The following is a 22,258-nucleotide window of genomic DNA, read 5'->3' as shown; positions in this document are numbered from 1 at the left end:
GGTCGATCTTCTCCTTCACGACGGGCGGTCGGCCGGCCTGCGCCGGCGAACCCCACAAGCCTGCCACCCGGACCGGTCGCGCGCGACGCGACCCGGCGGCGACCACCGTGCGGGCGGTCTTTCGCCCGCCGCCCGGTGGACACGCGGTTGGGACGCCTGTACGACACGCCGAACACGGGGAGACATCTGTCGATTGCGGAACGTAAGCTCCGGAGTCGTCGGCGTACCGGAGGAGACGCGTATGGCAGCGGTTTTCGGTCCTCGGCGCCCCTCGGACGAGCACCCGCCGGACGAGCCCGCCCCGGCCGGGAGCGCGGCGGGCGACGAGACGCCGCTGCCGGAGCTGGCGGACGGGCACTGGATGAACCGCGCCACCGAGTTCGCCCACACCAGCTTCTGGTCGGTGGCGCGCCGGCTGCCCGCCCTCGTCCGCGAGGCCATCGGCCTGGCCTGGGCGACCAGCCGCCGAGACACGCTCGCCTCGATCGGGCTCAACGTGGTCGCCGGCCTGCTCACCACCTTCGGCCTGCTCGCCACCACCGGCGTGCTCCGGCAACTCTTCGCCGACGGGCCCACACCGGACCGGATCCGGGCGGCCCTGCCCGCGCTCCTGCTCGCGGCCGCCGCCGTGACGGCCCGGGGAGCGCTGACTGTCGCCGCCGGCTGGGCGCAGGCGCGGCTCATCCCGCAGATCAACTACCAGGTGGAACTCCGGCTGTTCGAGGCGACCACCGCTGTGGAACTCGCCGCGTTCGACGACGCCGGCTTCGCCGAGGAGATGGATCGTGCCCGGGATCGGGGCATGGCCGAGGCCGCGTCGATCGTGGACCACACCGTGAACCTGGTGACCGGGGTCGTGGGTGTGCTGGCCACCGCCGCCGCGGTCACCGTCATCCAGCCCGTCCTGCTGCCGTGCCTGCTGCTCGCCGCGGTGCCCGAGGCGGTCACCGCGGTCAAACTGGCGCGGCGGCAGTACCTGGCGCTGCTGGCCTGGATCACCCGTCGCCGCCGGATGTACCTGCTGGCCCGTTTGATGGCCGATCGGCACACCGCCGCCGAGATCCGTGCCTACCAGATGCGGGACTTCCTGCTGGCCGAGTACCACCGGATGATGACCGTCGAGACCCAGGCCCAGCTCCGGCTGGCCCGTTCGCAGACCGTCACCCGAGGACTCGGCCTGTCGGTGACCGGCGTGGCCGCGTTCGCGGTCTACGCCGTACTGGGCGGGCTGCTGATGGGCGGCGTGGTCGCGCTGGCGGCGGCGGCCACCGCGCTGCTCGCGCTCCAGTCCGCGCGTACGAGCCTGCGCACCGCGATCTTCGCCACCAACTCGCTCTACGAGGACGCGCTCTACTACCAGGACTACCGCGACTTCCTCGACCGGGCCACCCGGCGGATCCCAGCCGGCGGGCACCTGCCCGTCGACGGGTTCACGCGCATCGACGTCGAGCGGGTCAGCCTGCGCTACCCGGACACCGACACGGCGGCGGTCGACGAGGTAAGCCTCACGTTCCGGCGCGGTGAGGTGATCGCGCTGGTGGGGGAGAACGGCTCCGGCAAGACCACGCTCGCCAAGCTGATCGCCGGCCTCTACCGGCCCACCGGCGGCACGATCCGCTGGGACGGCGTGGACACCGCCGAACTGGACCCACGGCAGACCGCCGCCCAGGTCGCGGTGATGAGCCAGGACTGGTGGAAGTTCCCGTTCACCGCCCGGCAGAACATCCGCGTCGGCCGCCACGACCGCGCCGACGGGCCCGGCCCCAGCGTGGAGACCGCCGCCCGCGACGCCGCCGCGCACGACATGATTAGCGAGCTGCCGTTCGGGTACGACACGCTGCTGGACCGGCAGTTCAAGGACGGCCAGGACCTGTCCGGCGGGCAGTGGCAGCGGCTGGTGGCCGCACGAGGCCTCTACCGCGACGCCCGGCTGCTGATCTGCGACGAGCCGTCCGCCGCGCTGGACGCGCGTGCCGAGCACGCCCTCTTCCAGCATCTGCGGCGGCACCCGGACCGGGCCGTCGTGCTGATCACCCACCGGCTGGCGAACGTGCGGCACGCCGACCGGATCTTCGTGATGGACCACGGCCGGCTCGTGCAGTCCGGCAACCACGACACGTTGATGGCCCAGGGCGGGCTCTACCGCGAGCTGTTCGAGTTGCAGGCGGCCGGCTACCTCGCCGGCAGCGCGGAACCCGCCGCCGACGGTTGACCTCCAGCGCACTCGAACTCCTACCGTGACCGGACCGCGCGCCATCCGGCCGGCGCGGTGCGAACCAGGGAGCTCACACATGCGCTATCGCGTCCTCGGCGGCACCGGCATCGAGGTCAGCGTCCACTGCCTCGGCACCATGATGTTCGGCGCGGTCGGCAACCCCGACCACGACGACTGCGCCCGGATCGTCCACGCGGCACTTGACCGCGGCGTCAACTTCGTGGACACCGCCGACATGTACTCGGCCGGCGAGTCCGAGGAGATCGTCGGCAAGGCCCTGCGTGGCCGCCGCGACGACGTGGTGCTCGCCACGAAGGTCCACTTCCCGATGGGGGAGGGGCCCAACCGGGGCGGCAACTCGCGCCGCTGGATCGTCCGTGCGGTCGAGGACAGCCTGCGCCGGCTGGGCACCGACTGGATCGACCTCTACCAGGTGCACCGCCCCGACCACACCACGGACGTCGAGGAGACGCTCGGCGCGCTCACCGACCTGGTCCGGGCCGGGAAGATCCGCGCGTTCGGCTGCTCGACCTTCCCGGCCGAGGAGATCGTGGAGGCGCACCACGTCGCCGAGCGGCGTGCGCTGGGCCGATTCCGCACCGAGCAGCCGCCGTACTCGATCCTGGCGCGCGGCATCGAGACGTCGGTGCTGCCGGTCTGCCGCCGCTACCGGATGGGCGTGCTGGTGTGGAGTCCGCTGGCCTCCGGGTTCCTGTCCGGCCGGTACCGGCAGGGCCGGCCCGTCGACCTCGGCGCCGGGCGCCCGGCGCTCACCCCGGCCCGCTTCGACCCGGCGCTGCCGGGCAACGCCGCCAAGTACGCCGCCGTCGAGCAACTGGTGGCGCTCGCCGACGAGGTGGGCTGCACGCTGCCGCAGCTCGCCGTGGCGTTCACCGCCGTGCATCCGGCGGTCACGTCGACCATCATCGGGCCGCGCACGATGGACCAGCTGGACGCTCTGCTCGCCGGGGCGGAGCTGACGCTCGACGACGCGGTGCTGGACCGTATCGACGAGATCGTCCCGCCGGGCACGAACCTCTACCAGCCCGACGGCGCCTGGTCCCCGCCGACCCTGACCGACCCGTCCCACCGCCGCCGCCCCCTCCCGGACCGAGCCGCAGCCTGACCCGTCCCGCCCACCCGCCCTCTCCCCGTCCCTCCTTCCTCGCCGCCCTCGGCTCCCCGCCCGTCGATCATGAAGTTCCGGCCCCGGCAAACAGCGCGATCCGGACACCCGAGGGGCGGAAACCGCAAGATCGGCGGCGCGGGGGCAAGGCGGGGAGGGCGGCTGGGGAACTGCGTCGACAGGGGGGCGAGGGCGGCTCCACACTGGACGGGTGGAACATCGCGATCTTGTTCGGGTGAGCAAGCGGCTGTCGCTGGCGTTGCGGCACCGGCCCGACGCGTACGGCCTGCGGCTCGACCGGGCGGGCTGGGTGCCGGTCGCGGACGTGCTCGCCGGGCTCAGGATCAGCCGTGCCCACCTGGACGCCGTGGTCGCGGGCAACGACAAGCAGCGCTTCGCGGTGGAGACCGGCCCGGACGGGGCCGACCGGATCCGCGCCAACCAGGGGCACTCCGTTCCGGTCGACCTCGGCCTCACCCCGGCCGCGCCGCCGCCCCGGCTTTTCCACGGCACCGGCGAGGCCGTGCTGGACGCGATCCGGGAGCAGGGGCTGCGCCGGGGCGGGCGGCACCACGTACACCTGTCACCTGATGTGGCGACGGCCCGGCGCGTCGGCGCGCGCCGGGGCGGCGCGGTGGTGGTGCTGACGGTGGACGCGGCGGCGATGGCCGAGGCGGGGTACCTGTTCTACCGCTCGGCCAACGGGGTGTGGCTCACCGACACCGTGCCGCCGGCCTACCTCGGCGCCACCTGAGCGGCGGTCAGCAGGCGGTGACCGGGTGGGCCACCACGGCGTCGAACAGGTATGCGAGGTCGTTCACGGCGGCCCGGTCGGGCTGGACGGCGCCGGTGCAGTCGGTGGCCCGGGCACGCAGCGTGTGCCGGCCCGTGGCCGGCGGGCGCCAGCGGACGGTCCAGCGCTGCCAGGCGCCGCCCCGGTCCGCGGTGACCAGGTCGGCCGGGCGCCACCCGTCGCCGGTGTCCACCTCGACGTGCGCGATCGGGCCGTTGCCGGACCAGGAGCGGCCGGTCAGCAGCACCTCCTCACCGGCCGGCAGCCGGGCGTCCCAGGGCAGCTCGAACGCGCTGCGCACCGGCTGGGCGGTGAGCGCGGTGCCGCCGGCGGGGTGGCCGGGGCCGAACATGCGGTAGAACTGCGTGTTCCACGGCGAGAACAGCGGGGTGGTGGAGACCTCGATCGCGCCCACCCACTTGATCGAGGCGATGCCGACCCAGCCGGGCACCACGACCCGCACCGGGAAACCGTGGTCGGCTGGGAGCGGCTCGCCGTTCATCTCGTACGCCAGCAGCACGTCGTCCAGCGCCTTCGCGATGGGCATCGGACGGCGTACCCGGCCGAGGTTGACCCCGCCGGAGACGTAGTCCGGGTCGAGGCCCTCGGGCATCACGTCGACCGCCTCGTCGCGCAGCCCGGCCAGGCGCAGCACGGTGCCGAGCCGCACGCCCCGCCAGCGGGCCACGCCGACGCTGCCCAGCCCCCACGCCACGCCCGGGGCGGGGTCGCCCTGCTGCTCGGCGAAGTAGCGGCGCCCGTTGCCGGCGCACTCCAGCAGCGCCGCGTGCTCCTCGGCGGGCAGCCGGCGCAGCTCGTCGAGGTCGAACTCGATTGCGTCGTCCCGGGTCGGCGCGCCGCGCAGCCCGTCGCCGAACAGGCGCAGCCGCCAGGTGGCCGCGTCCAGGTGCGGCGTGACCGTGTGGTTGCGGACGAAGAAGCGGTCGATCGGGACCACGTACCCCTGGCCGGCCATCGACGGCCAGCGCATCTCGGCGTTGGTGTCCAGCGGGCGCAGCAGCTCCGCCGGCAGCGGCTTGACGATCGGCGCGCCGGGGTCGACGCCGACCGGCGCGGACGCCACCGCTACCGGCTCGCGCTCCGCGGCGGCGGCGGTCACCGCGGCCATCGCCGCGCCCACCTCCAGCAGCCGGTCACGGTCGACGCCCGGCCCGTGTGCCTGCCCGGCGAGCCACTGCCGGCTCCGGTCGGCGTCGTGGACGGCTTCGGCTGAGGACGAGGACTGACTCACGGCTGACCTCCGGGGTGGGCGACGCTGCCTTTCCTATTCAACCAGTAGGACTTCCCGTCGATCCATAGCAGGTCGGCGGCACGGTCACGCCGCGCCGATCAGCGTCACCACCCCGGCCACCACGAGCACGCCGGCCCAGAGCCGGTCGACGTTGAACCAGGCCCGGCGCAGCACACCGACGCCGAGCACCTCGTACACGGCCACGGCCACGGCCAGCGCGACGCCGAGCATGGCGGCGGTGTGCACGGCCGCCGCGAACAGGCCGGTCAGCGCGCCGGCCGGCGCGGCGGCGAGGTGTCCGGCGTGCGGGCCGCCGCCGACCGCCGGTTCGGCGAGCAGCACCGGCAGCAGCATCAGGCCCGCGCCGTGCGCCGCCGACATCAGGAACGACCAGGCGGTGAGCTGCGCGGCCGACAGCCGCATGCCCGCCCACCGGAAGTGCCGGTCGGACAGCAGCCGCCACAGCCCGAACCCGACGAGCAGCACCCCGCCGGCCACCGCGACCGCAGTGCTCGCCGTCACCGACCGGGTGGCGCTGACCAGCGCGGCGACCACCGCCACCGACGCCAGATGACCGGCCGCGATCGGCGGCAGCGCCGCCAGCAGCGCCGCCCGGCGGCGCTCCTGCAGGCCCCGGGCCACCGCGAACAGCCAGCCCATCGCCGGGTTCAGGCCGTGGAACGCGCCGAGGCCGGCCAGCGCCGCCCAGGTCGCGCCGGTCACGGGAAGCAGTACGAGTCGGACGACGCGTCGCCCCCCTGCAACCGGGTCTGGTGCACGCGCAGGCCGCGGAACTCCTCCCCGCGCGGGAAGAACCGCGGATCCGGCACGAGGCCGCCGTGCTCCGGGTCGACGTCGAGCTTCGCCACCCAGGCACCCACCCCGTCGGGGTAGAACTGGTCGTCCCAGGCGCCGTAGAGCGAGTTGCTGACGTAGACGCGGCGGCCGTCGCGGCTGATCTCGACCATCTGCGGGCCGCCGGCCAGCGGCTCGTCCGGGTACGCCGGGTGCGGCGTGCGGTTGACGATGCCGCCCAGGCGCACCGAGCCGACGCGTACCGGGTGGAACGGGTCGCTGACGTCGTAGCGGATCAGCTCTCCGGTGCCCCAGCAGGAGACGTGCAGGAACCTGTCGTCCACTGACAGGTCGATGTCGGTGACCAGCGGCGGCACCGCCCCGAACGGCTTGAGCAGGTCCGGCAGGTCCGCCGGGTCGGCCGGCTCGGCCGGGATGTCGATCACCTTGGTCACGGCCCAGGCGTCGCCGTCACGGTGCCACAGCCAGATCGAGGCGGACAGGTCCTCGACGCTGATCACCACGCCGACGAAGCCGTACGACTTCGTCGGGTCGTGCGCGGGGCGCAGCTCCAGCGGCATCTGGTACTGGTCGCCGAGGTCGACGCGCTGCACGTGCCGGCGCTTCGCCAGGTCCCAGAAGTGGATCGCGTGCCCGTACCTGCGGCCCAGCAGCAGCTCGCCGACGATGCCGTCCTCGATCATCGACGGCGTGCCCCACTCGCTGGTGACCAGCACGTCCTGCGTGTAGTGCCACCAGAAGTCGTACGCCAGGAACTGCGGCCCCCGGTCGGCCTCCCACGCGCCGCGTACCTCGAAGGTGGTGTGGTCGAGCACGGCGATGCCGCCGGGTCCCTCCTGCCCGTCCGCGTCGCCGAGCGCGGAGACGTAGATGCCGTCCGGCCCGCAGTGCACGGTGTGCGGGCGGGAGTATCCGGCGCGCTTGCCGAGTTCCTCCGGGCCGATCACCTTCACCAGTTCGGGGCGGCGCGGGTCGGGCTTGGTGTCGAGCACGTGGATCCGGGACGAGCGCAGGCCCGGCACGATCAGGTAGCGGCGTTCCACGTGCGGGTGCGGCGCGGTCGGGCAGAGCGCGCTGCTGCACGCGTTCCAGCCGAAGTGGTGCAGCTCGTCGCCGGTGTTCGGCAGCTCGGTCCAGCCCACCACCCGGCCGTACGAGTCGGAGTCCGGGTCGGTGTCGAGCACCGCGATGGCGTCGGGGCGCTGCCCGGCGCGGTCGAACGCGGCGACGTACGCGAGCTTCTCGGCCGGCGCGGTGGCGGCGAGCGCGGGGGAGGGGTAGAAGGTCGGGTCGGGGGTCCAGCGGGTCATCGGTTCTCCCTCGCGGTCAGCCGGCGGGTACGCCGAGGCGGTCGAGCAGGTGGCGGCGCAGCGCGCCGAGGGCCGGGTCGTCGGGGCTCGGGGTGGGGCCGAGGCGTACCGGCACCTCTTCGGCGATCACGCCGTCGTCGAGGAGCAGGACGCGATCGGCGAGCAGCAGCGCCTCCTCCACGTCGTGGGTGACGAGCAGCGCGGCGAAGCCGTGCTGGGCGCGCAGCCGCCGCAGCAGCCCCTGCATGCGCAGCCGGGTCAGCGCGTCCAGCGCGCCGAACGGTTCGTCCAGCAGCAGCAGGTCCGGTTCGCGGACCAGCGCGCGGGCCACCGCGACCCGCTGCGCCTGCCCGCCGGACAGCTCGGCGGGCCAGGCCCGGCCCCGGTCGGCGAGCCCGACCTCGGCCAGCGCGCGGCCGACCCGGTCGCCCACGTCCGGCCCGGTCAGGCCGAGCGCCACGTTGTCCGCCACCCGCTTCCACGGCAGCAGTCGATGCTCCTGGAACACCACGGCGGCGGTGCCGTGCACCGTGTGCTCGCCGCCCGCGTCGCCGTCGAGCCCGGCCAGCACGCGCAGCAGCGTGCTCTTGCCGGATCCGCTGCCGCCGAGCAGCGCCACCGTCTCCCCGGCGGCGATGGTCAGGTCGACCCCGGCCAGCACCACCGCCGGGCCGAAGGACCGGGTCACCGCGCGTGCGGTGAGCACCGGCCCGGTCAGGTCGCGCGCAGTCCGCGTCGCCACGCCAGCGTCCTCCTCTCCGCGTACCGGATGAGCAGGTCGGAGGCGAGCCCCAGCAGCGCGTAGATGAGCAGGCCGAGCACCACCACGTCGGTCTGGCTGAACTCGCGTGCCTCCATCATCAGGAAGCCGACGCCGGTCTGCGCGTTCACCTGCTCGCCGACGACCAGGCTGAGCCAGGCCGCGCCGATGGCCAGCCGCAGCCCGAGGAACAGCGACGGCAGCGCGCCGGGCAGCACCACGTGCCGCAGGCGGGCCGCCGCGCCGAGACCGCAGGTGCGCGCCGCCTCGACCAGGCGTTCGTCGATGTCGCGGATGCCGGCGTACGTGTTGAAGTAGATCGGGAAGAACGCGCCGAGCGCGACGAGCGTGACCTTCAGCGACTCGCCGATGCCGACCCAGATGATCAGCAGCGGGACCAGGCCCAGGTGCGGCAGCATCCGGGCCATCTGCACCGGCGGGTCGACCAGGTCGTCACCGAGGCGCAGCAGCCCCGCCGCCGCGCCGAGCACCAGCGCCAGGCCGCCGCCGATGAGCAGGCCGAGCGCGGCGCGGGTGAGCGAGTCGAGCAGGTGCACGCCGAGCGTCCCGTCGCGCGCCAGCCGCCACCCGGTCGCCAGCACCGCGCTGGGCGCGGGCAGCTTCTCCGCGGCGAGCAGGCCGGTGCGCGCGGCGACCTCCCAGGCGAGCACCAGCACGACCGGGCTCACCGCGCGCCGCCACCGCCGCGAGGCGCGGGCCCGGGACCGCCGCGGCGTCGCCCGATCGGGTACGACAGCGGGGATCGCCTCGGCCAGCGCCGGACCGCTCACTGGAACGCCTCGTTGAACCGGCCGTCCACCCGCCCGGCGATGTCGACCGGTCCGGGCACCAGCTTCAGCTCCACGAAGCTGTCCGCGATGGCCTGCAACTCTGCGCCGATCTCCGGGGTGACCGGGGCGAGCGGCTTGGCGCTGCGGGCCAGCGCCCGGGTGGTCACGTCGAGCGGGATCTTCAGCTCCGGGGCGAGGACGGCGGCCCGCTCGGTCGGGTGGGCGATGCCCCAGTCGGTGGTCTGCCGGTACGTGTCCAGGAACGCGCGTACGTCGGCGGTGCGGTTCTTCACCGCGTCCGGCGCGGCCAGCACGTACTCGCGGTTGCCGGCCAGGCCGGTGGCGTCGGCGAGCACCCGTACGCCGGGCTGCTCGGCCAGCGCGAAGTAGGGATCCCAGATGATCCAGGCGTCGACCTGCCCGTTGTCGAACGCGGGCCGCCCCTCGGCGGGCTTGAGGTACTTCACCTTGATGTCGGCGAGCGTCATCCGGTTCGCCTCCAGCAGCTTGACCAGCAGCCAGTGCACGTTGGAGCCCTTGTTCAGCGCGACCGTCTTCCCGCGCAGGTCGGCGAATCCACGATACGGGCTGCCCGCCTTGACCAGAACCGCCTCGCCCTGCGGGATCGGCTGGGACGTGCCGACCACGGAGAACGGGATCTTGCCGGCGGCGGCGAACACGGGTGGGGCCTCGCCGACCTGACCGATGTCGATCGAGCCGGCCTTGAGCGCCTCGGTCAGCGCCGGGCCGCTCTCGAACAGCGACCAGGTGACGTTCTTCGCGTCGCCGCGCGCCTTGACCAGGCTGAGCCCGCCGAAGCGCTGGTAGCCGATCCGCAGCGGGCCGTCACTGCCGCCGCCGCTGGCGTCGGCCGCCTCGCCGCCGCAGGCCGTCAGCGCCGTCGCGGCCAGCAGCGCGAGGGTGGTGAGCAGCGCGGCCACCGGCCGGCGGCGGGTTCTGGGGGTACGCATGGCGACTCCTCGGGGAGGGAAGGGCCCGGCATCGACGGGCGACAGCAACCTACCAACCCGATAGGTTTTATGGGTAGTCTGTCGGCGCGGTCGTCCCACCACTCAGGAGACGGCCCGTCCGACGCGCACCGGAGGCCCCCATGTCGCTCACCTTCCACTGGTTCCTGCCGACCTACGGCGACAGCCGGGACATCGTGGGCGGCGGACACGGCGTACCGGTCGGCACGGCCGGTGGCGCGCGACCCGCGAGCGTGGCGTACCTGGGGCAGATCGCCCGCACCGCCGAACAGCTCGGTTTCGCCGGCGCGCTCACCCCTACCGGCGCCTGGTGCGAGGACGCCTGGCTGACCACCGCCATGCTCACCGAGGTCACCGAGCGGCTGAAGTTCCTCGTCGCGTTCCGGCCCGGCCTGCTCTCACCCACCCTCGCCGCGCAGATGGCGTCCACGTTCCAGCGCCTGTCCGGCGGGCGGCTGCTACTGAACGTGGTCACCGGCGGCGAGTCGGCCGAGCAGCGCGCGTACGGCGACTTCCTGGACAAGGACGCCCGCTACGCGCGTACCGACGAGTTCCTGCACGTGGTGCGGGCGCTGTGGCGCGGCGAGACGGTCGACCACGACGGCGCCCACGTGCGGGTCGAGGGCGCCCGGCTCGGCCGGCTGCCCGACCCGGTGCCGCCGGTCTACTTCGGCGGGTCGTCCGGCGCGGCCGGGCCGGTGGCCGTCCGCCACAGCGACGTGTACCTGACCTGGGGCGAACCGCCCGCGCAGGTGGCCGGCAAGCTGGACTGGATCCGCGGGCTCGCCGCCGGGGCCGGTCGCGAGCTGCGGTACGGCATCCGGCTGCACGTGATCAGCCGGGACACCGCCGAGGAGGCGTGGGCCCAGGCCCGCAAGCTGCTCGACGGCATCCCCGAGGCCGACGTGCGCGCCGTGCAGGAAGGGCTGCGACGCAGCGAGTCCGAGGGGCAGCGGCGGATGCTCGACCTGCACGGCGGCTCCCGCGACGGGCTGGAGGTCTCGCCGAACCTGTGGGCCGGATTCGGGCTGGTACGCGGCGGCGCGGGCACCGCACTCGTCGGCAGCCACACCGAGGTCGCCGACCGGATCGCCGAGTACCACGCGCTCGGCCTGGACGAGTTCATCCTCTCCGGTCACCCGCACCTGGAGGAGGCGTACTGGTTCGGCGAGGGCGTGCTGCCGATCCTGCGGCGGCGCGGGCTGTGGCGGCACCCGGCCGGCGAGCCGGAGATCGAGGCGCCGGCCGCAGTGCCGTTCTCACCCCAGCCGGTTCCGGCCCGCGGCTGACCGCGCCGCACGCTGCCGGGGCCGGTCCGGTCAGAGCGGGCGTTGCCCGGCGAGGAAATCGGCGAGCACCCGGGTGTGCGTGGAGAAGGCCAGCTCGACCGGATCGGTGAGCACCAGCCACTCGGTGGCCTCCTCGGTCGGCGCCGACGGCGGCAGGTCACCGATAGCCCGCTCGGGCAGCACCCCGAAGACCATCATGGTGCCGCCAGCCGGAGCGCCGTGCACCGCGAACAGCCGCGCCTCGCCGGCCTCGGCCAGCAGCCCGGTCTCCTCGCGCAGCTCCCGCACGAGCGCCTCGGACCACTCCTCGCCGTACTCGACGAAGCCACCCGGGAGCGCCAGCAGCCCCCGGGCCGGTTCGATGTCGCGGCGCACCACGACCACGCCGAGCCCCCGCGGCGTGCGGACCGGCAGCACCGCCACCGCCACCGGCAGCGGATTGCGCCACACCGTCTCGCCGCACGAGGAACAGACCCGCGGCCACCCGGCGCCCGCCGGGTAGGCCGCGCCGCAGAAGGAGCAGTGCGAGTACGGGGTCACGCCGCAGCACGTTACCCGCACCTGCCGCCCGAGGTCAGACGTCACCCCCTCTGGCCGGCGAGCTGGGCGCGCGCCTCCATCAGGGCGAAGCCGAGCAGGTTGTCGCCCCGCCAGGTCGCCGGGTCGGCGGCGCGCGGGTCGTCGGCGGTCAGGCCGATGCCCCAGACCCGGTCCGTCGGGCTGGCCTCGACGAGCACCCGGTCGCCGGTGCCGAGCAGGAACCGCCGCAACGGCTCGTGCTGGGCGAACTTGGCCACGCTGCCGGCCACCACGATCTCGTAGCGGCGGGCCGCCCAGGTCGCCTCGTCGAAGTCGCGCACCTGCCGGCCGAGCGCCTTGGCCCGGTGCGGGTGCCCGGCGGCCAGCACCCGCTCGGCGACCGCGTGGTCACCGAAGAGGGTGGCCTTGTGCCACATCATCCAGTGCTCGGCGGTGGCGAACTCCCGGCCGTCCACTGTGAACGCCGCCGGCCACCACTGGCTCAGGCAACCGGCGCCGACACCGCCGTCGCGCTGCGGCCGGTGCCCCCAGAAGCGCAGATACTTGAACGTCGCGCCGGTGTCGAGCGCGGCGGTCAGGTCGGCGACGGAACGGATCGGCATGCCCCGCAGTCTGCCCCACCCCACCGACATCCCACCGCCGCTTTTCGCCCCCGCAACGATCACCCGCATCTCCGCCGGGACAACGACGGATGTCCTGCTTGGAGAGGCCTGCTCCACATCACGAGATGCAAAGAGATCTTGAAAGGAAAGGCTCCTATGGCGACCCTTTCCTTCCAAGATCTCGAAGAGCTCGACCGAACCCGCCGATCTTGCGATTTGGTGCCCCGCAAACTCCGTCAAACGGACATTCCGAGGGCCCAAACCGCAAGATCGACGAGGAGAGGGAGGGGGAGGGCGGGAGAGGGGGGAGAGGAGGGTCAGGGCGTGGGGGCGCCTGTGTAGAACGCGGTGACGCGCTCGCCCGCGCCTTGTGCCTCCTCGGCCGGGGTGCCGGCTTCGATGCTTGCCTCCGTCCAGCTCCTGCTGGACTCGGTGACGAAACGGAGGCCCTCGGGTGAGGCCATCCACTCGGCTGCGGCGGCCGGGTCGACGCCCGTGCCGTCGGCCGCGAAGTGGGAGGCCAGCCCGACCAGCGCCAGGTCCCAGCCGATGCCGACCGCGCCCGGGCCGTACTCGGCCCACCGCTGATCGTCGACGTGTGCGACGTGCTCCAGCTCGAAGCGGGTACGCCCGGGGCCGGCCTCGCGCAGCCGCACCTCGATCCAGCTCACCTCGCCGCCGAACTCCCAGGTGGCGGCGAAGCCGTGCGGCGGGTCGCAGCGTTCGACGGTGCCACCGGCGTTGCCCTCCAGCTGGTAGCGGCCGCCGAGGCTCAGGTCGCCGGAGACGGGCAGGAACCAGCGCGGTATCCGTTCCGGGTTGGTGCAGGCGTCGAAGACGTCGTCCACCGGCGCGTCGTACGTCTGGGCGATGGTGAGCACCCGCGCCTGCCCGGCGGGGAGCGTACGGTCGCCGATGCTGCGCTCGACGGCGCTGATCTGTCCGGTCACGTCGATCATGGGTCGGTCCTCTCGTCGTCGGTGTCGTCTGCGCGCAGCCGTCGTTCGCGGCGGCCCCGGGCCAGCTCGGTGGCGAGTGCGGCCAGTGGCGGCGTCCAGAAGCGGCGGAACCCGTCCAGCCACGCGTCGATCTCGCGCAGCGGGCCGGGGTCCACGGCGTAGAGCCGGCGGGTGCCGTCGGCGCGCACCGTGGTGAAGCCGTGTTCGCGCAGCACCTTGAGGTGCTGCGAGACGGCGGGCTGGCTGATGCCGAACTCGCGCCGCACGGTCTCACCGAGCGCCCCGGCGGGCTGCTCACCGTCGGCGAGCAGTTCCAGGATCCGGCGGCGGACCGGGTCGCCGAGGACGTCGAAGGCGTGCACGACACCTTTGTATCAGACGCGGCTTATATAAGCGAGCACTGACGCGCTGCGGGACGCCCGTCGCACCCGGGCGTCCCGCGTACCCCCGTGGTCAGCCGCCGAGACGAGCGGCGACGGTACGGCGCAGCTCCGGCAGGCGGTCGTGCAGCAGGCCCGGGCACTGCGTGTCGTTGAAGTCCTTGTGTCCGTAGATCTCGGTGGGCGCAATGCCGTACTGCTGGCAGGTGAACGCGCAGAACGTCACCAGGCTGTTCCAGAGCGCCTGGGGCGGCTGCACATCCAGGTAGATGCCGTCGTTCTCGATGCCGATGGCCTGGCTGTTCTGCCCGACGCAGTGCGCGCCCTGCACCATGGTCTGGCCGTGCAGCAGCGCGTAGAGGCTGCCGTGCCGGCCCTCGGTCAGGTAGCCGCCCCGGCTGTTGGTGAAGTGCTGCCCGGAGTCGAGCCAGCCGTTGCTGTCCATGTGCAGGTTCTGGATGTCGCGGGAGTTCCGGTACGCCTGGGCGAGGCTGTAGTCGGTGGTGTTCGGGAACGCGGTGTGGTGCACGATGATCTTGTTGGGCCGGCTGGACACCACGCTCACCGGCGACGAGGGCGGGCGGGCGCCCCAGGTCGCGCAGTTGGCGATGGTCGGCTGGTCGACCCGGGTGGCAGCGGCCCGCGCGTCGGGGCCGGAGCCGATCTGGGTCAGCGCACCGACGCCGGCGGCGGCGCCGAGCAGGACCGCGCCGCGCAGCACGGTCCGCCGGTGGACGGGAACAGACATCGCAGCCTCCTCGTGGAGTGAGGTACGGCCGGGCGTGGCGGGACCGGCACCGCCCGCCACGCCCGGGCCGGGGTCAGCAGGGTCCGTTGCAGGCCAGCACGCGCAGCCGGTCCAGCGAGCCGTTCCACACGTTCTGGTCACCGGGGAAGACCCCGGAGGAGGACCACTGCCAGAACGAGTACGTGCCCCAGCCGGCCGGCAGCGTGCCGACGCTGCTTGCGTAGCGGGCGATCCACAGTGGGTTGTTGGCCGCGAACTGCGAGGTGTTGCCGGTGCAGGTGCTCCACCAGTCGGTGGTGGTGTAGATGGTGGCCCACCGGCCGGTGCGGGCGTAGTACTGGTTGACGAACGAGGCGATCCAGCTGCGCATCGACGCCTGGCTCAGGCCGTAGCAGGTCGCGCCGTACGGGTTGTACTCGATGTCCAGCGCGCCGGGCAGCGTCCGCCCGTCCTTGGACCAGCCGCCGCCGTGGTCGACGAAGTAGTTGGCCTGGACGGCGCCGCTGGTGGTGTCGGGGCGGGCGAAGTGGTACGAGCCGCGGATCATCCCGACGTTGTAGGAGCCGTTGTACTGCTGGGCGAAGTACGGGTTGGTGTAGTACGTGCCCTCGGTCGCCTTGACGTAGGCGAACCGGGCGCCGTTGGCCCACGCCCCGGACCAGTTCACGTTGCCCTGGTAGCTGGAGACGTCCATGCCGGGTAGTCCGGCCGGGGCGGCGGAGGCGGGTGCCGCTGCGGACAGGGTCGCGGCGGCGACGGTGACGGTGGCGAGCAGCGCGGCTCCGGCCGCGCGCAGCGCCGATCGGATCGAACTGTGCATCTGTCCTCCCTGGGGGTTGCCGCGCTCCGGCGGCGGGAGTATGACGAAAGGAACTGTCGTCATTAGTGCACAGGGCGGAGAAACTTTTCAATAGAACGCATCGAAGAATCTCACTGAATCGGGTGCTCAGCCGAGCTGGGCGAGCGCCTCGGCGGCGGCGCGCTCGCCGGCGGTCACCGCGCCCTCCAGGTAGCCGCTCCACCGGGTCGCGGTCTCCGTGCCGGCCCAGTGCACCCGGCCCACCGGCGTGCGCAGTTCCGGGCCGTACGCGCACCACGCGCCGGTCGGCAGGACGCCGCAGAAGCAGCCGCGCGTCCACTCGTCGGCAGACCAGTCGTACTCGACGAGGTCGTCGGGGCGCGCGGCGGCCGGGCCGAAGATCGCGGCGAGCGCCTCGCACAGCGCGTCCCGGCGCGCGCCCTCCGGCAGCCGGCGCAGCGCCCGGGCCTGCGCGCCGTAGCTGAACGCGGTGAGGATCCCACCGGGTACGTCCGGCAGCGAGTTGTCCACCGTCTCGGTGAGCGGCCCGGTGTCGGTGCTGGACACGCCGGAGCGGCCGTCGGCCCGCCAGAACGGCTCCGGATAGAGCGCGTGGACCTTGAGCGCCGCGCCCATCGGCATCCGCTGGGTCAGCCCGTCGCGCAGCGGCGGCAGCGGCGGGTCGTACCGGATGCGCCCGGCCAGCGTCGGCGCCAGCGCGACCACCACCGCGTCGCCGCGGTACGTCTCGCCGCCGCAGCGCACCCGCACCCCGTCGCGGTCCTGCGCGACGCCGTCCACCGGCGCGCGCAGGCGCAGGCTCCCGGGAGGCAGCGCGGCGGCCATCCGCTCGGCCAGCGCGGCCGGGCCGCCGGCGATCCGGTCCTGCTGGGCGCCACCGGCCATGCGCAGCAGCGACCGGGTGCCGCCGCCGCTGCGCAGGTAGAACAGCATGTGCAGCAGCGAGACCTCGTCCGGCGAGGCGGCCAGCAGGCCACCGGCGAGCATCCGGCCGGCGTACCCGGCGGTGACCGGGTCGGCCCCGCTCGCGTCGAGCCAGCCGCCGAACGTGACCCGGTCCCACAGTGCCGCCTCGGCGGCCCGCCACGGCGCGGCCGGGTCGAGCCCGGCCGCCATTTCGTCGAGCGTGCCCAGCAGCGCGGACAGCCCCGGCGGCTCGCCGGTGGCCGGGCGTGCGCCGAGCAGCAGCGTCGCCGCGCCGCGCGCGGGGGAGGGGAACGTGGCCAGGCCGTACGCGGCGGCGAGCGCGTACATCCGGTCCTGGGTCGGGCCGATCCACTGCGCGCCGAGATCGAGCCAGCCGCCGCCTGGTAGCGGTCGGCTGAGCGTGCGGCCGCCCACCCGGTCCCGGGCCTCCAGCACCCGCACCTGCGCGCCCGCCGCGTCCAGCGCGAGCGCGCAGGCCAGACCGGAGAACCCGGCGCCCACGACGACGACCCGGTGGCGGCGCACGCGACGGCGTACCCCGCTCCCGGCCGGATTCACCCGGCCCGGCGTGTCGAAACCGGCGCCAGCCGTTCGTGTGGAGGGTGAAGGGGCGGCGCGGGGCCGTCCGGTGACGAGGAGAAGCCGATGAAGCAGTACCTGATCAGCATGTACCAGCCGGCCGGCCAGGGACGCCCGGACCCGGAGTTCCTGGCCGGGGTGATGCGCGAGGTCGAGGCCATCGGCCGGGACCTGCGGGAGGCGGGGTGCTGGGTGTTCGGCAACGGCCTGCACGACCCGCAGACCGCCACCGTGCTGCGCCCGGCCGGTGACGAGGTGCTGGTCACCGACGGGCCGTTCGCCGAGGGCAAGGAGTACCTGGGCGGCGTCACCATCATCCGGGCGCCCGACCTGGACGCCGCGCTGGACTGGGGCCGCCGGTACGCGCTGGCGACCACGCTGCCGATCGAGGTCCGCCCGTTCCAGGGCGAGGGATGACCGACGTCGAACGGGTCTTCCGGGCCGAGTACGGCCGCGCGGTAGCCGTCCTGGTCCGTCTCCTCGGCGACATCGACCTCGCCGAGGAGGCGGTCCAGGAGGCGTTCACGATCGCCGTCTCGCGCTGGGCCGCCGACGGGCCGCCGCCCAGCCCGGCCGGCTGGATCATCACCACCGCCCGGAACCGGGCGATCGACAGGTTGCGCCGCGAGGCCACCCGGACTGCCCGGCACGCCGAGGCCGCCCTGCTGCACGCCGCCGACCCGCCCGCCGAGGAGGGGCCCGTGCCCGACGACCGCCTGCGCCTGATCTTCACCTGCTGCCATCCGGCGCTCGCCGCGCCCGCCCGGGTGGCGTTGACGCTGCGCCTGCTCGGCGGCCTGAGCACCGCCGAGATCGCGCGCGCCTTCCTGGTGCCGGAGCGGACGATGGCCCAGCGCCTGGTCCGGGCCAAGGCGAAGATCCGCGACGCGGGTATCCCGTACCGGGTGCCGCGCGACGCGGACCTGCCGGACCGGCTGCGCGGGGTCCTCGCGGTGGTCTACCTGATCTTCAACGAGGGCCACACGGCCAGCGCGGGGGAGCGGCTGGGCCGCGTCGAACTGGGCGCCGAGGCGATCCGGCTGGGCCGGCTGCTGGTGACGCTGATGCCGGACGAGCCGGAGGCGCTCGGCCTGCTCGCGCTGATGCTGCTCACCGAGGCGCGCCGGGACGCCCGGACCGGGCCGGACGGGGCGCCGGTGTCGCTGTCCGAGCAGGACCGTGGCCGGTGGGACCGGGAGCTGATCGCCGAGGGCCAGGATCTGGTCCGCCGGTGCCTGCGGCGGGGCCGGCCCGGCCCGTACCAGCTCCAGGCCGCGATCGGCGCGGTGCACGCGGACGCGCCGACCGCCGCCGCGACCGACTGGGGACAGATCCTCGCGCTCTACGACCAGTTGGCGGCCGTCGCGCCGGGAGCGGTGGTGGCGCTGAACCGGGCGGTCGCGCTGGCCGAGGTACGCGGACCGGCGGCCGCTCTGGCCGAAGTGGACCGGCTCGACCTGACCGGATACCACGTGTGGCACGCGATCCGGGCCGACCTGTTGCGCCGCCTCGACCTTCCGGCGCAGGCCCGGATCGCGTACGACGCGGCGATCGCCGGCACCGGCAACGCGGCGGAGCAGACGTTCCTGCGCCGCGCCCGCGACCGGATGGCGGGATGATCACACCGACAGTGCACGTTGGAGGCCGATAACCCCGGGAAATGAACCGTGATCGTCTGGGCATTGACGCGGCGGCAGAGAAAAGTACACTCCCGGTGTAATTAGTTTTTCCGCGCTCCGTCGACCGGCACGAGGTGACGATGAGCCCACCGGCCACCCCCGCCGACGATCAGGGTCTGGCGCTGCACCACGTCGGCGTACGCTTCGGCGGCCTGGTCGCCCTCGACGACGTCTCGCTGCGCGTACCGCCCGGCCGGGTCGTCGGCGTGATCGGGCCCAACGGCGCCGGCAAGACCACGCTGTTCAACGTGGTCTGCGGCTTCGTCCGACCCACCGAGGGCTCGCTCACGCTCGACGGCCGGCCGTTCCGGCCCCGCCCGCACGCCCTCACCCGGCTCGGCATCGCCCGCACGCTGCAGGGCGTCGGCCTGTTCGCCGGGCTGACCGTGCTGGAGAACGTGGTGGCCGGCGCGAGCCACACCGCCCGCGCCGGTTTCGCCGCCGCGCTGTTCGGCCTGCCGCGCAGCGACAACGACGAGCGGCGGCTGCGCGCCCGGGCCCTGGACCTGCTCGCCGAGCTGGGCATCGACAAGCACGCCGACGCCGCGCCGGGCACCCTGCCCTATGCGGTACGCAAGCGGGTCGCGCTGGCCCGCGCGCTGATCGCCCGCCCCCGGCTGCTGCTGCTCGACGAGCCGGCCGGCGGTCTCGGCGCCGACGACGTGGCCGAGCTGGCCGACCTGGTCCGCGCGCTGCCCGACCGGGCCGACGGCTGCGCCGTGCTGCTCGTCGAGCACCACATGGACCTGGTCATGTCCGTCTGCCACGACCTCGTGGTGCTCGACTTCGGCAAGGTGATCGCCGCCGGGGCGCCGGAGAGGATCCGCGACGACCCAAGGGTCACCGAGGCGTACCTGGGCGCCGACGTGCCGGTCGAGGGGAGCACGCCGTGACCGCCGTGCTGGAGGTGGAGGCGCTCAGCAGCGGCTACGGCCCGGTGCCGGTGCTGCGCGACGTCGCGTTCACCGTCCCGGCCGGCACCGTCACCGCCGTGCTCGGCGCCAACGGGGCGGGCAAGACCACGCTGCTGCGTACCCTCTCGGGCCTGCTGCGGCCCACCGGCGGCCGGATCCGGTACGCGGGCGAGGACCTGCGCGGCGTCCGGGTGGAACACCTGGTCCGGCGCGGGCTGGCGCACGTGCCGGAGGGGCGCGGCGTGGTGACCGAGCTGACCGTGGCCGAGAACCTGCGCCTGGGCGGGCTGTGGCGGCGTGACCGGGCCGACGCCCGGCGCGCGCAGGACGAGGTGTACGAGCTGTTCCCAGCGCTGGCCCGCCGCCGCGACCACGCCGGACACCAGCTCTCCGGCGGCGAACGGCAGATGCTCGCGATCGGCCGCGCGCTGATCGCCCGGCCCCGGCTGCTGCTGCTCGACGAGCCGTCGCTCGGGCTGGCGCCCAAGGTCACCGCGCAGATCATGGCGCTGCTGCGGCGGCTGCGCGACGAACGGGGGCTCACCGTGCTGCTGGTCGAGCAGAACGTGCGCTCCGCGCTCTCCGTCGCCGACCAGGGCATCGTCATGTCGCTCGGGCGGGTGGTGACCGCCGCGCCGGCCGCCCGGCTGCGCGACGACGACCAGCTCCGGCACGCGTACCTCGGATTCTAGGAAGGGGTCGCGGATGGAGCGGTTCTGGTTCCTCACCTTCGACGGGCTCGCCGCCGGGGCGGTCTACGCGGCGTTCGCGCTCGCGCTGGTGCTCATCTGGCGGGCCGCCCGGGTGGTCAACTTCGCCCAGGGCGCGATGGCCGTGGCCACCGCCTACGTCGGCTACGCGGTCGTCTCCGCCACCGGCTCGTACTGGCTCGGCCTGGCCGCCGCGATCCTGTCCGGACTGGCCCTGGGCGCGCTGGTGGAGCGGGTGCTGATGCGGTTCGCCGGGCCCGGCGGGCCGCTCAACCAGGTGATCGTCGCGCTCGGCCTGGTGCTCGTCATCCAGGCGGTGCTCGGCATGATCTTCGGCAACGAGTACCGTCCCGCCCCGGCGCCGTTCGACACCGACGCGCTCACCATCGCCGGGGTGGCCGCGCTGTCCCCGTACGACCTCTGGGTGCTCGGCGCGGCGCTCACGGTGGTGGCGCTGCTCGCGGTGCTGTTCACCCGCACCCCGATCGGGTTGCGGATGCGGGCTGCCGCGTTCGCCCCCGAGGTGTCCCGGCTGCTCGGCGTCAGCGTCGGCCGGATGCTCACGCTCGGCTGGGCGCTCGCCGCCGCCGTCGGCGCGCTGGCCGGGATGCTCGTCGTCCCCACCGGACTCGGCCTGCACTCGCACGCCATGGACCTGGTCTTCGTGATCGCGTTCACCGCCGCCGTGGTCGGCGGCCTGGACAGCCCGGTCGGCGCTGTCGTCGGCGGCCTGCTGGTCGGGCTGATCCTGTCCTACGTCACCGGCTACCTCGGACCGGACACCACCCCGCTGGCCGTCCTGGTGCTGCTGCTGGCCGTCCTGCTGGTCCGCCCCGGCGGGCTCTTCTCCGCGGCGAGAGCGAGGCACGTGTGACGACCACCCCGACCGAGACCGCGCCCGTCACGGCGTCCCCGCTGCGCCGGCTGCTGCCCGGCGCGCCGGCCGGACGCGATCCGCGCGGTTCCACGCTGCTGCGCCACCTGGCCGTGGCCGTGTTCGCCGGCACGCTCGTCGTGCTGGTCACCAACCAGCTCGCGCCGTACCAGAACCTCCAGGTGGCGCGCGTCTGCGCGTTCCTCTGCGTCACCGCCGGGCACACCGTGCTGGTCGGGCTCAACGGCCAGCTCTCGCTCGGGCACGGCGCGCTGATGGCCACCGGCGCGTACACCGTGGCGCTGACCCAGCAGGCCCTCGACGAGCGGGCCGTACGCGGGTGGTGGACGCTGCCGGCGTCGCTGCTCGCGGGGGTCGCGGTGACCGCGCTCGGCGGACTCGTCGTCGGGCTGGCCGCGGCCCGGCTGCGCGGCCCCTACCTGGCCGGCGTGACCCTCGCCGTGGCGACGCTCGTCCCGGCGGTCACCACGATCTTCACCGGCGTGTTCAACGGCGAGCAGGGGCTGTCGTTCCCGGCGCAGACGCCACCGGCCGCGCTCGGCGCCTACTTCCAGCCCGAGCGCTGGCTGGCCTGGATCGCGCTGGCCGCCGCGCTGCTCACCATGCTGCTGCTGGCCAACCTGGTGCGCAGCCGTTTCGGCCGGTCGCTGCGGGCGGTCCGCGACGACGAGGTCGCGGCCCGGCTCGCCGGCATCCCGGTGGCCCGTACGCAGGTGCTCGCGTTCGTGGTCAGCGCCGCCTGCGCCGGGCTGGGCGGCGGCGTGTACGCCATGCTCACCGCCACCGTCGCGCCCGGCAAGTTCCCGCTGGACCTGTCGCTGTTCCTGCTCATGGCGATCGTCATCGGCGGGCTGGGCAGCCTGGCCGGCGCGGTCTGGGGCGCGGTGCTGCTGGTCGCGCTCCAGGACCTGCCCGGCCTGCTCACCGAACACCTCAGCCTCTCCGCCGGGCTGGCCCAGCGGCTGGAAGGCAACCTCGCGCTGGCCGTGTTCGGCCTGGTCCTCATCGTCGTCATGCTCGCCGCCCCGGGCGGCCTGCAGGGCGGCGTGCGTGCCCTCACCGCCCGCCTACGCGGGGCCGTCCGCCGCCGTCCCGCCACCCGCCGGCCGCCGGACCGCTGACCTCACCGGTTCCACCCACACCGTTCGCACCGTCGCACCGGAA

Annotated in this window: 23 protein-coding genes; 10 read left to right on the top strand and 13 right to left on the bottom strand. The window is 74.2% G+C overall.

Annotation, left to right across the window (positions count from 1 at the left end; genetic code table 11):
* The first annotated feature begins 241 nt into the window (after positions 1–241).
* The 3 genes from DQE82_RS13830 (at position 242) to DQE82_RS13820 (ending at position 4,095) form a co-directional block, all read left to right on the top strand.
* Positions 242–2,212, top strand: coding sequence for an ABC transporter ATP-binding protein (locus DQE82_RS13830; protein WP_113972896.1), 1,971 nt, complete (start codon positions 242–244; stop codon positions 2,210–2,212).
* 79 nt (positions 2,213–2,291) lie between these two features.
* Positions 2,292–3,341: an aldo/keto reductase gene (locus tag DQE82_RS13825; protein ID WP_113972895.1), complete on the top strand. Its 1,050-nt coding sequence runs from the start codon at positions 2,292–2,294 to the stop codon at positions 3,339–3,341.
* 211 nt (positions 3,342–3,552) lie between these two features.
* Positions 3,553–4,095, top strand: coding sequence for an RNA 2'-phosphotransferase (locus DQE82_RS13820; RefSeq protein WP_113972894.1), 543 nt, complete (start codon positions 3,553–3,555; stop codon positions 4,093–4,095).
* A 7-nt stretch (positions 4,096–4,102) separates the two neighbouring features.
* On the opposite strand, the gene DQE82_RS13815 is transcribed toward DQE82_RS13820, so the two are convergent.
* The 6 genes from DQE82_RS13815 to DQE82_RS13790 all read right to left on the bottom strand — a co-directional run bounded on the left by DQE82_RS13815 (position 4,103) and on the right by DQE82_RS13790 (position 10,034).
* Positions 4,103–5,386, bottom strand: coding sequence for a sulfite oxidase (locus tag DQE82_RS13815; protein WP_113972893.1), 1,284 nt, complete (start codon positions 5,384–5,386; stop codon positions 4,103–4,105).
* Positions 5,387–5,470: 84 nt separating this feature from the next.
* On the bottom strand, positions 5,471–6,109 hold the full coding sequence (locus DQE82_RS13810; protein WP_113972892.1) for a hypothetical protein: 639 nt from the start codon (positions 6,107–6,109) through the stop codon (positions 5,471–5,473).
* Positions 6,106–7,512 (bottom strand): selenium-binding family protein, encoded by a 1,407-nt coding sequence (locus tag DQE82_RS13805; RefSeq protein WP_113972891.1) that lies wholly within the window; start codon positions 7,510–7,512, stop codon positions 6,106–6,108. The genes DQE82_RS13810 and DQE82_RS13805 overlap by 4 nt, the downstream gene beginning before the upstream one ends.
* A 16-nt stretch (positions 7,513–7,528) precedes the next feature.
* Complete coding sequence (locus DQE82_RS13800) at positions 7,529–8,254, bottom strand: ABC transporter ATP-binding protein (RefSeq protein WP_064445698.1); 726 nt, start codon at positions 8,252–8,254, stop codon at positions 7,529–7,531.
* Positions 8,227–9,063: an ABC transporter permease gene (locus DQE82_RS13795; protein WP_043323484.1), complete on the bottom strand. Its 837-nt coding sequence runs from the start codon at positions 9,061–9,063 to the stop codon at positions 8,227–8,229. The genes DQE82_RS13800 and DQE82_RS13795 overlap by 28 nt, the downstream gene beginning before the upstream one ends.
* On the bottom strand, positions 9,060–10,034 hold the full coding sequence (locus DQE82_RS13790) for a sulfonate ABC transporter substrate-binding protein (protein ID WP_064445699.1): 975 nt from the start codon (positions 10,032–10,034) through the stop codon (positions 9,060–9,062). The genes DQE82_RS13795 and DQE82_RS13790 overlap by 4 nt, the downstream gene beginning before the upstream one ends.
* Positions 10,035–10,174: 140 nt before the next feature.
* On the opposite strand from DQE82_RS13790, the gene DQE82_RS13785 reads away from it, so the two are divergent.
* Entirely contained in the window at positions 10,175–11,341 is a 1,167-nt protein-coding gene (locus DQE82_RS13785; RefSeq protein WP_113972890.1) for an LLM class flavin-dependent oxidoreductase, read from the top strand.
* Between the two features lie 30 nt (positions 11,342–11,371).
* On the opposite strand, the gene DQE82_RS13780 is transcribed toward DQE82_RS13785, so the two are convergent.
* From DQE82_RS13780 to DQE82_RS13750, 7 genes are all read right to left on the bottom strand, one after another.
* Positions 11,372–11,881: an NUDIX domain-containing protein gene (locus DQE82_RS13780; protein WP_113972889.1), complete on the bottom strand. Its 510-nt coding sequence runs from the start codon at positions 11,879–11,881 to the stop codon at positions 11,372–11,374.
* 41 nt (positions 11,882–11,922) lie between these two features.
* Positions 11,923–12,513 carry an NADAR family protein gene (locus DQE82_RS13775; protein ID WP_043323490.1) on the bottom strand — a complete coding sequence of 197 codons (591 nt, stop codon included), beginning with the start codon at positions 12,511–12,513 and terminating at the stop codon, positions 11,923–11,925.
* 287 nt (positions 12,514–12,800) lie between these two features.
* On the bottom strand, positions 12,801–13,442 hold the full coding sequence (locus DQE82_RS13770) for an SRPBCC family protein (protein WP_113972888.1): 642 nt from the start codon (positions 13,440–13,442) through the stop codon (positions 12,801–12,803).
* Complete coding sequence (locus tag DQE82_RS13765) at positions 13,439–13,804, bottom strand: helix-turn-helix transcriptional regulator (RefSeq protein ID WP_104114089.1); 366 nt, start codon at positions 13,802–13,804, stop codon at positions 13,439–13,441. Before DQE82_RS13765 ends, DQE82_RS13770 begins: the two co-directional genes overlap by 4 nt.
* Positions 13,805–13,895: 91 nt before the next feature.
* Positions 13,896–14,570, bottom strand: a complete 675-nt coding sequence (locus DQE82_RS13760; RefSeq protein ID WP_113972887.1) for a peptidoglycan recognition family protein — start codon at positions 14,568–14,570, stop codon at positions 13,896–13,898.
* A 73-nt stretch (positions 14,571–14,643) separates the two neighbouring features.
* Positions 14,644–15,390, bottom strand: coding sequence for a lysozyme (locus tag DQE82_RS13755; RefSeq protein WP_113972886.1), 747 nt, complete (start codon positions 15,388–15,390; stop codon positions 14,644–14,646).
* Positions 15,391–15,516: 126 nt separating this feature from the next.
* Complete coding sequence (locus DQE82_RS13750; protein ID WP_113973097.1) at positions 15,517–16,971, bottom strand: NAD(P)/FAD-dependent oxidoreductase; 1,455 nt, start codon at positions 16,969–16,971, stop codon at positions 15,517–15,519.
* Here DQE82_RS13750 and DQE82_RS13745 point away from each other — a divergent pair.
* From DQE82_RS13745 to DQE82_RS13720, 6 genes are all read left to right on the top strand, one after another.
* Complete coding sequence (locus DQE82_RS13745; RefSeq protein WP_064445706.1) at positions 16,963–17,313, top strand: YciI family protein; 351 nt, start codon at positions 16,963–16,965, stop codon at positions 17,311–17,313. The genes DQE82_RS13750 and DQE82_RS13745 overlap by 9 nt on opposite strands.
* The gene (locus DQE82_RS13740) at positions 17,310–18,515 is read left to right on the top strand and encodes an RNA polymerase sigma factor (RefSeq protein WP_113972885.1); all 1,206 of its coding nucleotides are present in this window, start codon (positions 17,310–17,312) and stop codon (positions 18,513–18,515) included. Before DQE82_RS13745 ends, DQE82_RS13740 begins: the two co-directional genes overlap by 4 nt.
* A 140-nt stretch (positions 18,516–18,655) precedes the next feature.
* Positions 18,656–19,468 (top strand): ABC transporter ATP-binding protein, encoded by an 813-nt coding sequence (locus DQE82_RS13735; RefSeq protein WP_113972884.1) that lies wholly within the window; start codon positions 18,656–18,658, stop codon positions 19,466–19,468.
* Positions 19,465–20,181, top strand: coding sequence for an ABC transporter ATP-binding protein (locus tag DQE82_RS13730; protein WP_043323500.1), 717 nt, complete (start codon positions 19,465–19,467; stop codon positions 20,179–20,181). Before DQE82_RS13735 ends, DQE82_RS13730 begins: the two co-directional genes overlap by 4 nt.
* A gap of 13 nt (positions 20,182–20,194) precedes the next feature.
* Positions 20,195–21,073: a branched-chain amino acid ABC transporter permease gene (locus DQE82_RS13725; RefSeq protein ID WP_043323502.1), complete on the top strand. Its 879-nt coding sequence runs from the start codon at positions 20,195–20,197 to the stop codon at positions 21,071–21,073.
* The gene (locus DQE82_RS13720) at positions 21,070–22,215 is read left to right on the top strand and encodes a branched-chain amino acid ABC transporter permease (protein WP_113972883.1); all 1,146 of its coding nucleotides are present in this window, start codon (positions 21,070–21,072) and stop codon (positions 22,213–22,215) included. Before DQE82_RS13725 ends, DQE82_RS13720 begins: the two co-directional genes overlap by 4 nt.
* Positions 22,216–22,258: the final 43 nt, after the last annotated feature.

Origin of the sequence: Micromonospora sp. LHW51205, from assembly GCF_003315815.1 — a bacterium.
Lineage (GTDB): Bacteria > Actinomycetota > Actinomycetes > Mycobacteriales > Micromonosporaceae > Micromonospora > Micromonospora chalcea.
This window is presented reverse-complemented; position numbering and strand designations above follow the sequence as displayed.

Bases quoted from the DNA above. Each gene is read 5' to 3' on its own strand.
- DQE82_RS13830 (WP_113972896.1), top strand. From the start codon at position 242: ATGGCAGCGGTTTTCGGTCCTCGGCGCCCCTCGGACGAGCACCCGCCG.
- DQE82_RS13825 (WP_113972895.1), top strand. From the start codon at position 2,292: ATGCGCTATCGCGTCCTCGGCGGCACCGGCATCGAGGTCAGCGTCCAC.
- DQE82_RS13805 (WP_113972891.1), bottom strand. From the start codon at position 7,512: ATGACCCGCTGGACCCCCGACCCGACCTTCTACCCCTCCCCCGCGCTC.
- DQE82_RS13790 (WP_064445699.1), bottom strand. From the start codon at position 10,034: ATGCGTACCCCCAGAACCCGCCGCCGGCCGGTGGCCGCGCTGCTCACC.
- DQE82_RS13785 (WP_113972890.1), top strand. From the start codon at position 10,175: ATGTCGCTCACCTTCCACTGGTTCCTGCCGACCTACGGCGACAGCCGG.
- DQE82_RS13775 (WP_043323490.1), bottom strand. From the start codon at position 12,513: ATGTCGGTGGGGTGGGGCAGACTGCGGGGCATGCCGATCCGTTCCGTC.
- DQE82_RS13770 (WP_113972888.1), bottom strand. From the start codon at position 13,442: ATGATCGACGTGACCGGACAGATCAGCGCCGTCGAGCGCAGCATCGGC.
- DQE82_RS13760 (WP_113972887.1), bottom strand. From the start codon at position 14,570: ATGTCTGTTCCCGTCCACCGGCGGACCGTGCTGCGCGGCGCGGTCCTG.
- DQE82_RS13755 (WP_113972886.1), bottom strand. From the start codon at position 15,390: ATGCACAGTTCGATCCGATCGGCGCTGCGCGCGGCCGGAGCCGCGCTG.
- DQE82_RS13745 (WP_064445706.1), top strand. From the start codon at position 16,963: ATGAAGCAGTACCTGATCAGCATGTACCAGCCGGCCGGCCAGGGACGC.
- DQE82_RS13740 (WP_113972885.1), top strand. From the start codon at position 17,310: ATGACCGACGTCGAACGGGTCTTCCGGGCCGAGTACGGCCGCGCGGTA.
- DQE82_RS13735 (WP_113972884.1), top strand. From the start codon at position 18,656: ATGAGCCCACCGGCCACCCCCGCCGACGATCAGGGTCTGGCGCTGCAC.
- DQE82_RS13725 (WP_043323502.1), top strand. From the start codon at position 20,195: ATGGAGCGGTTCTGGTTCCTCACCTTCGACGGGCTCGCCGCCGGGGCG.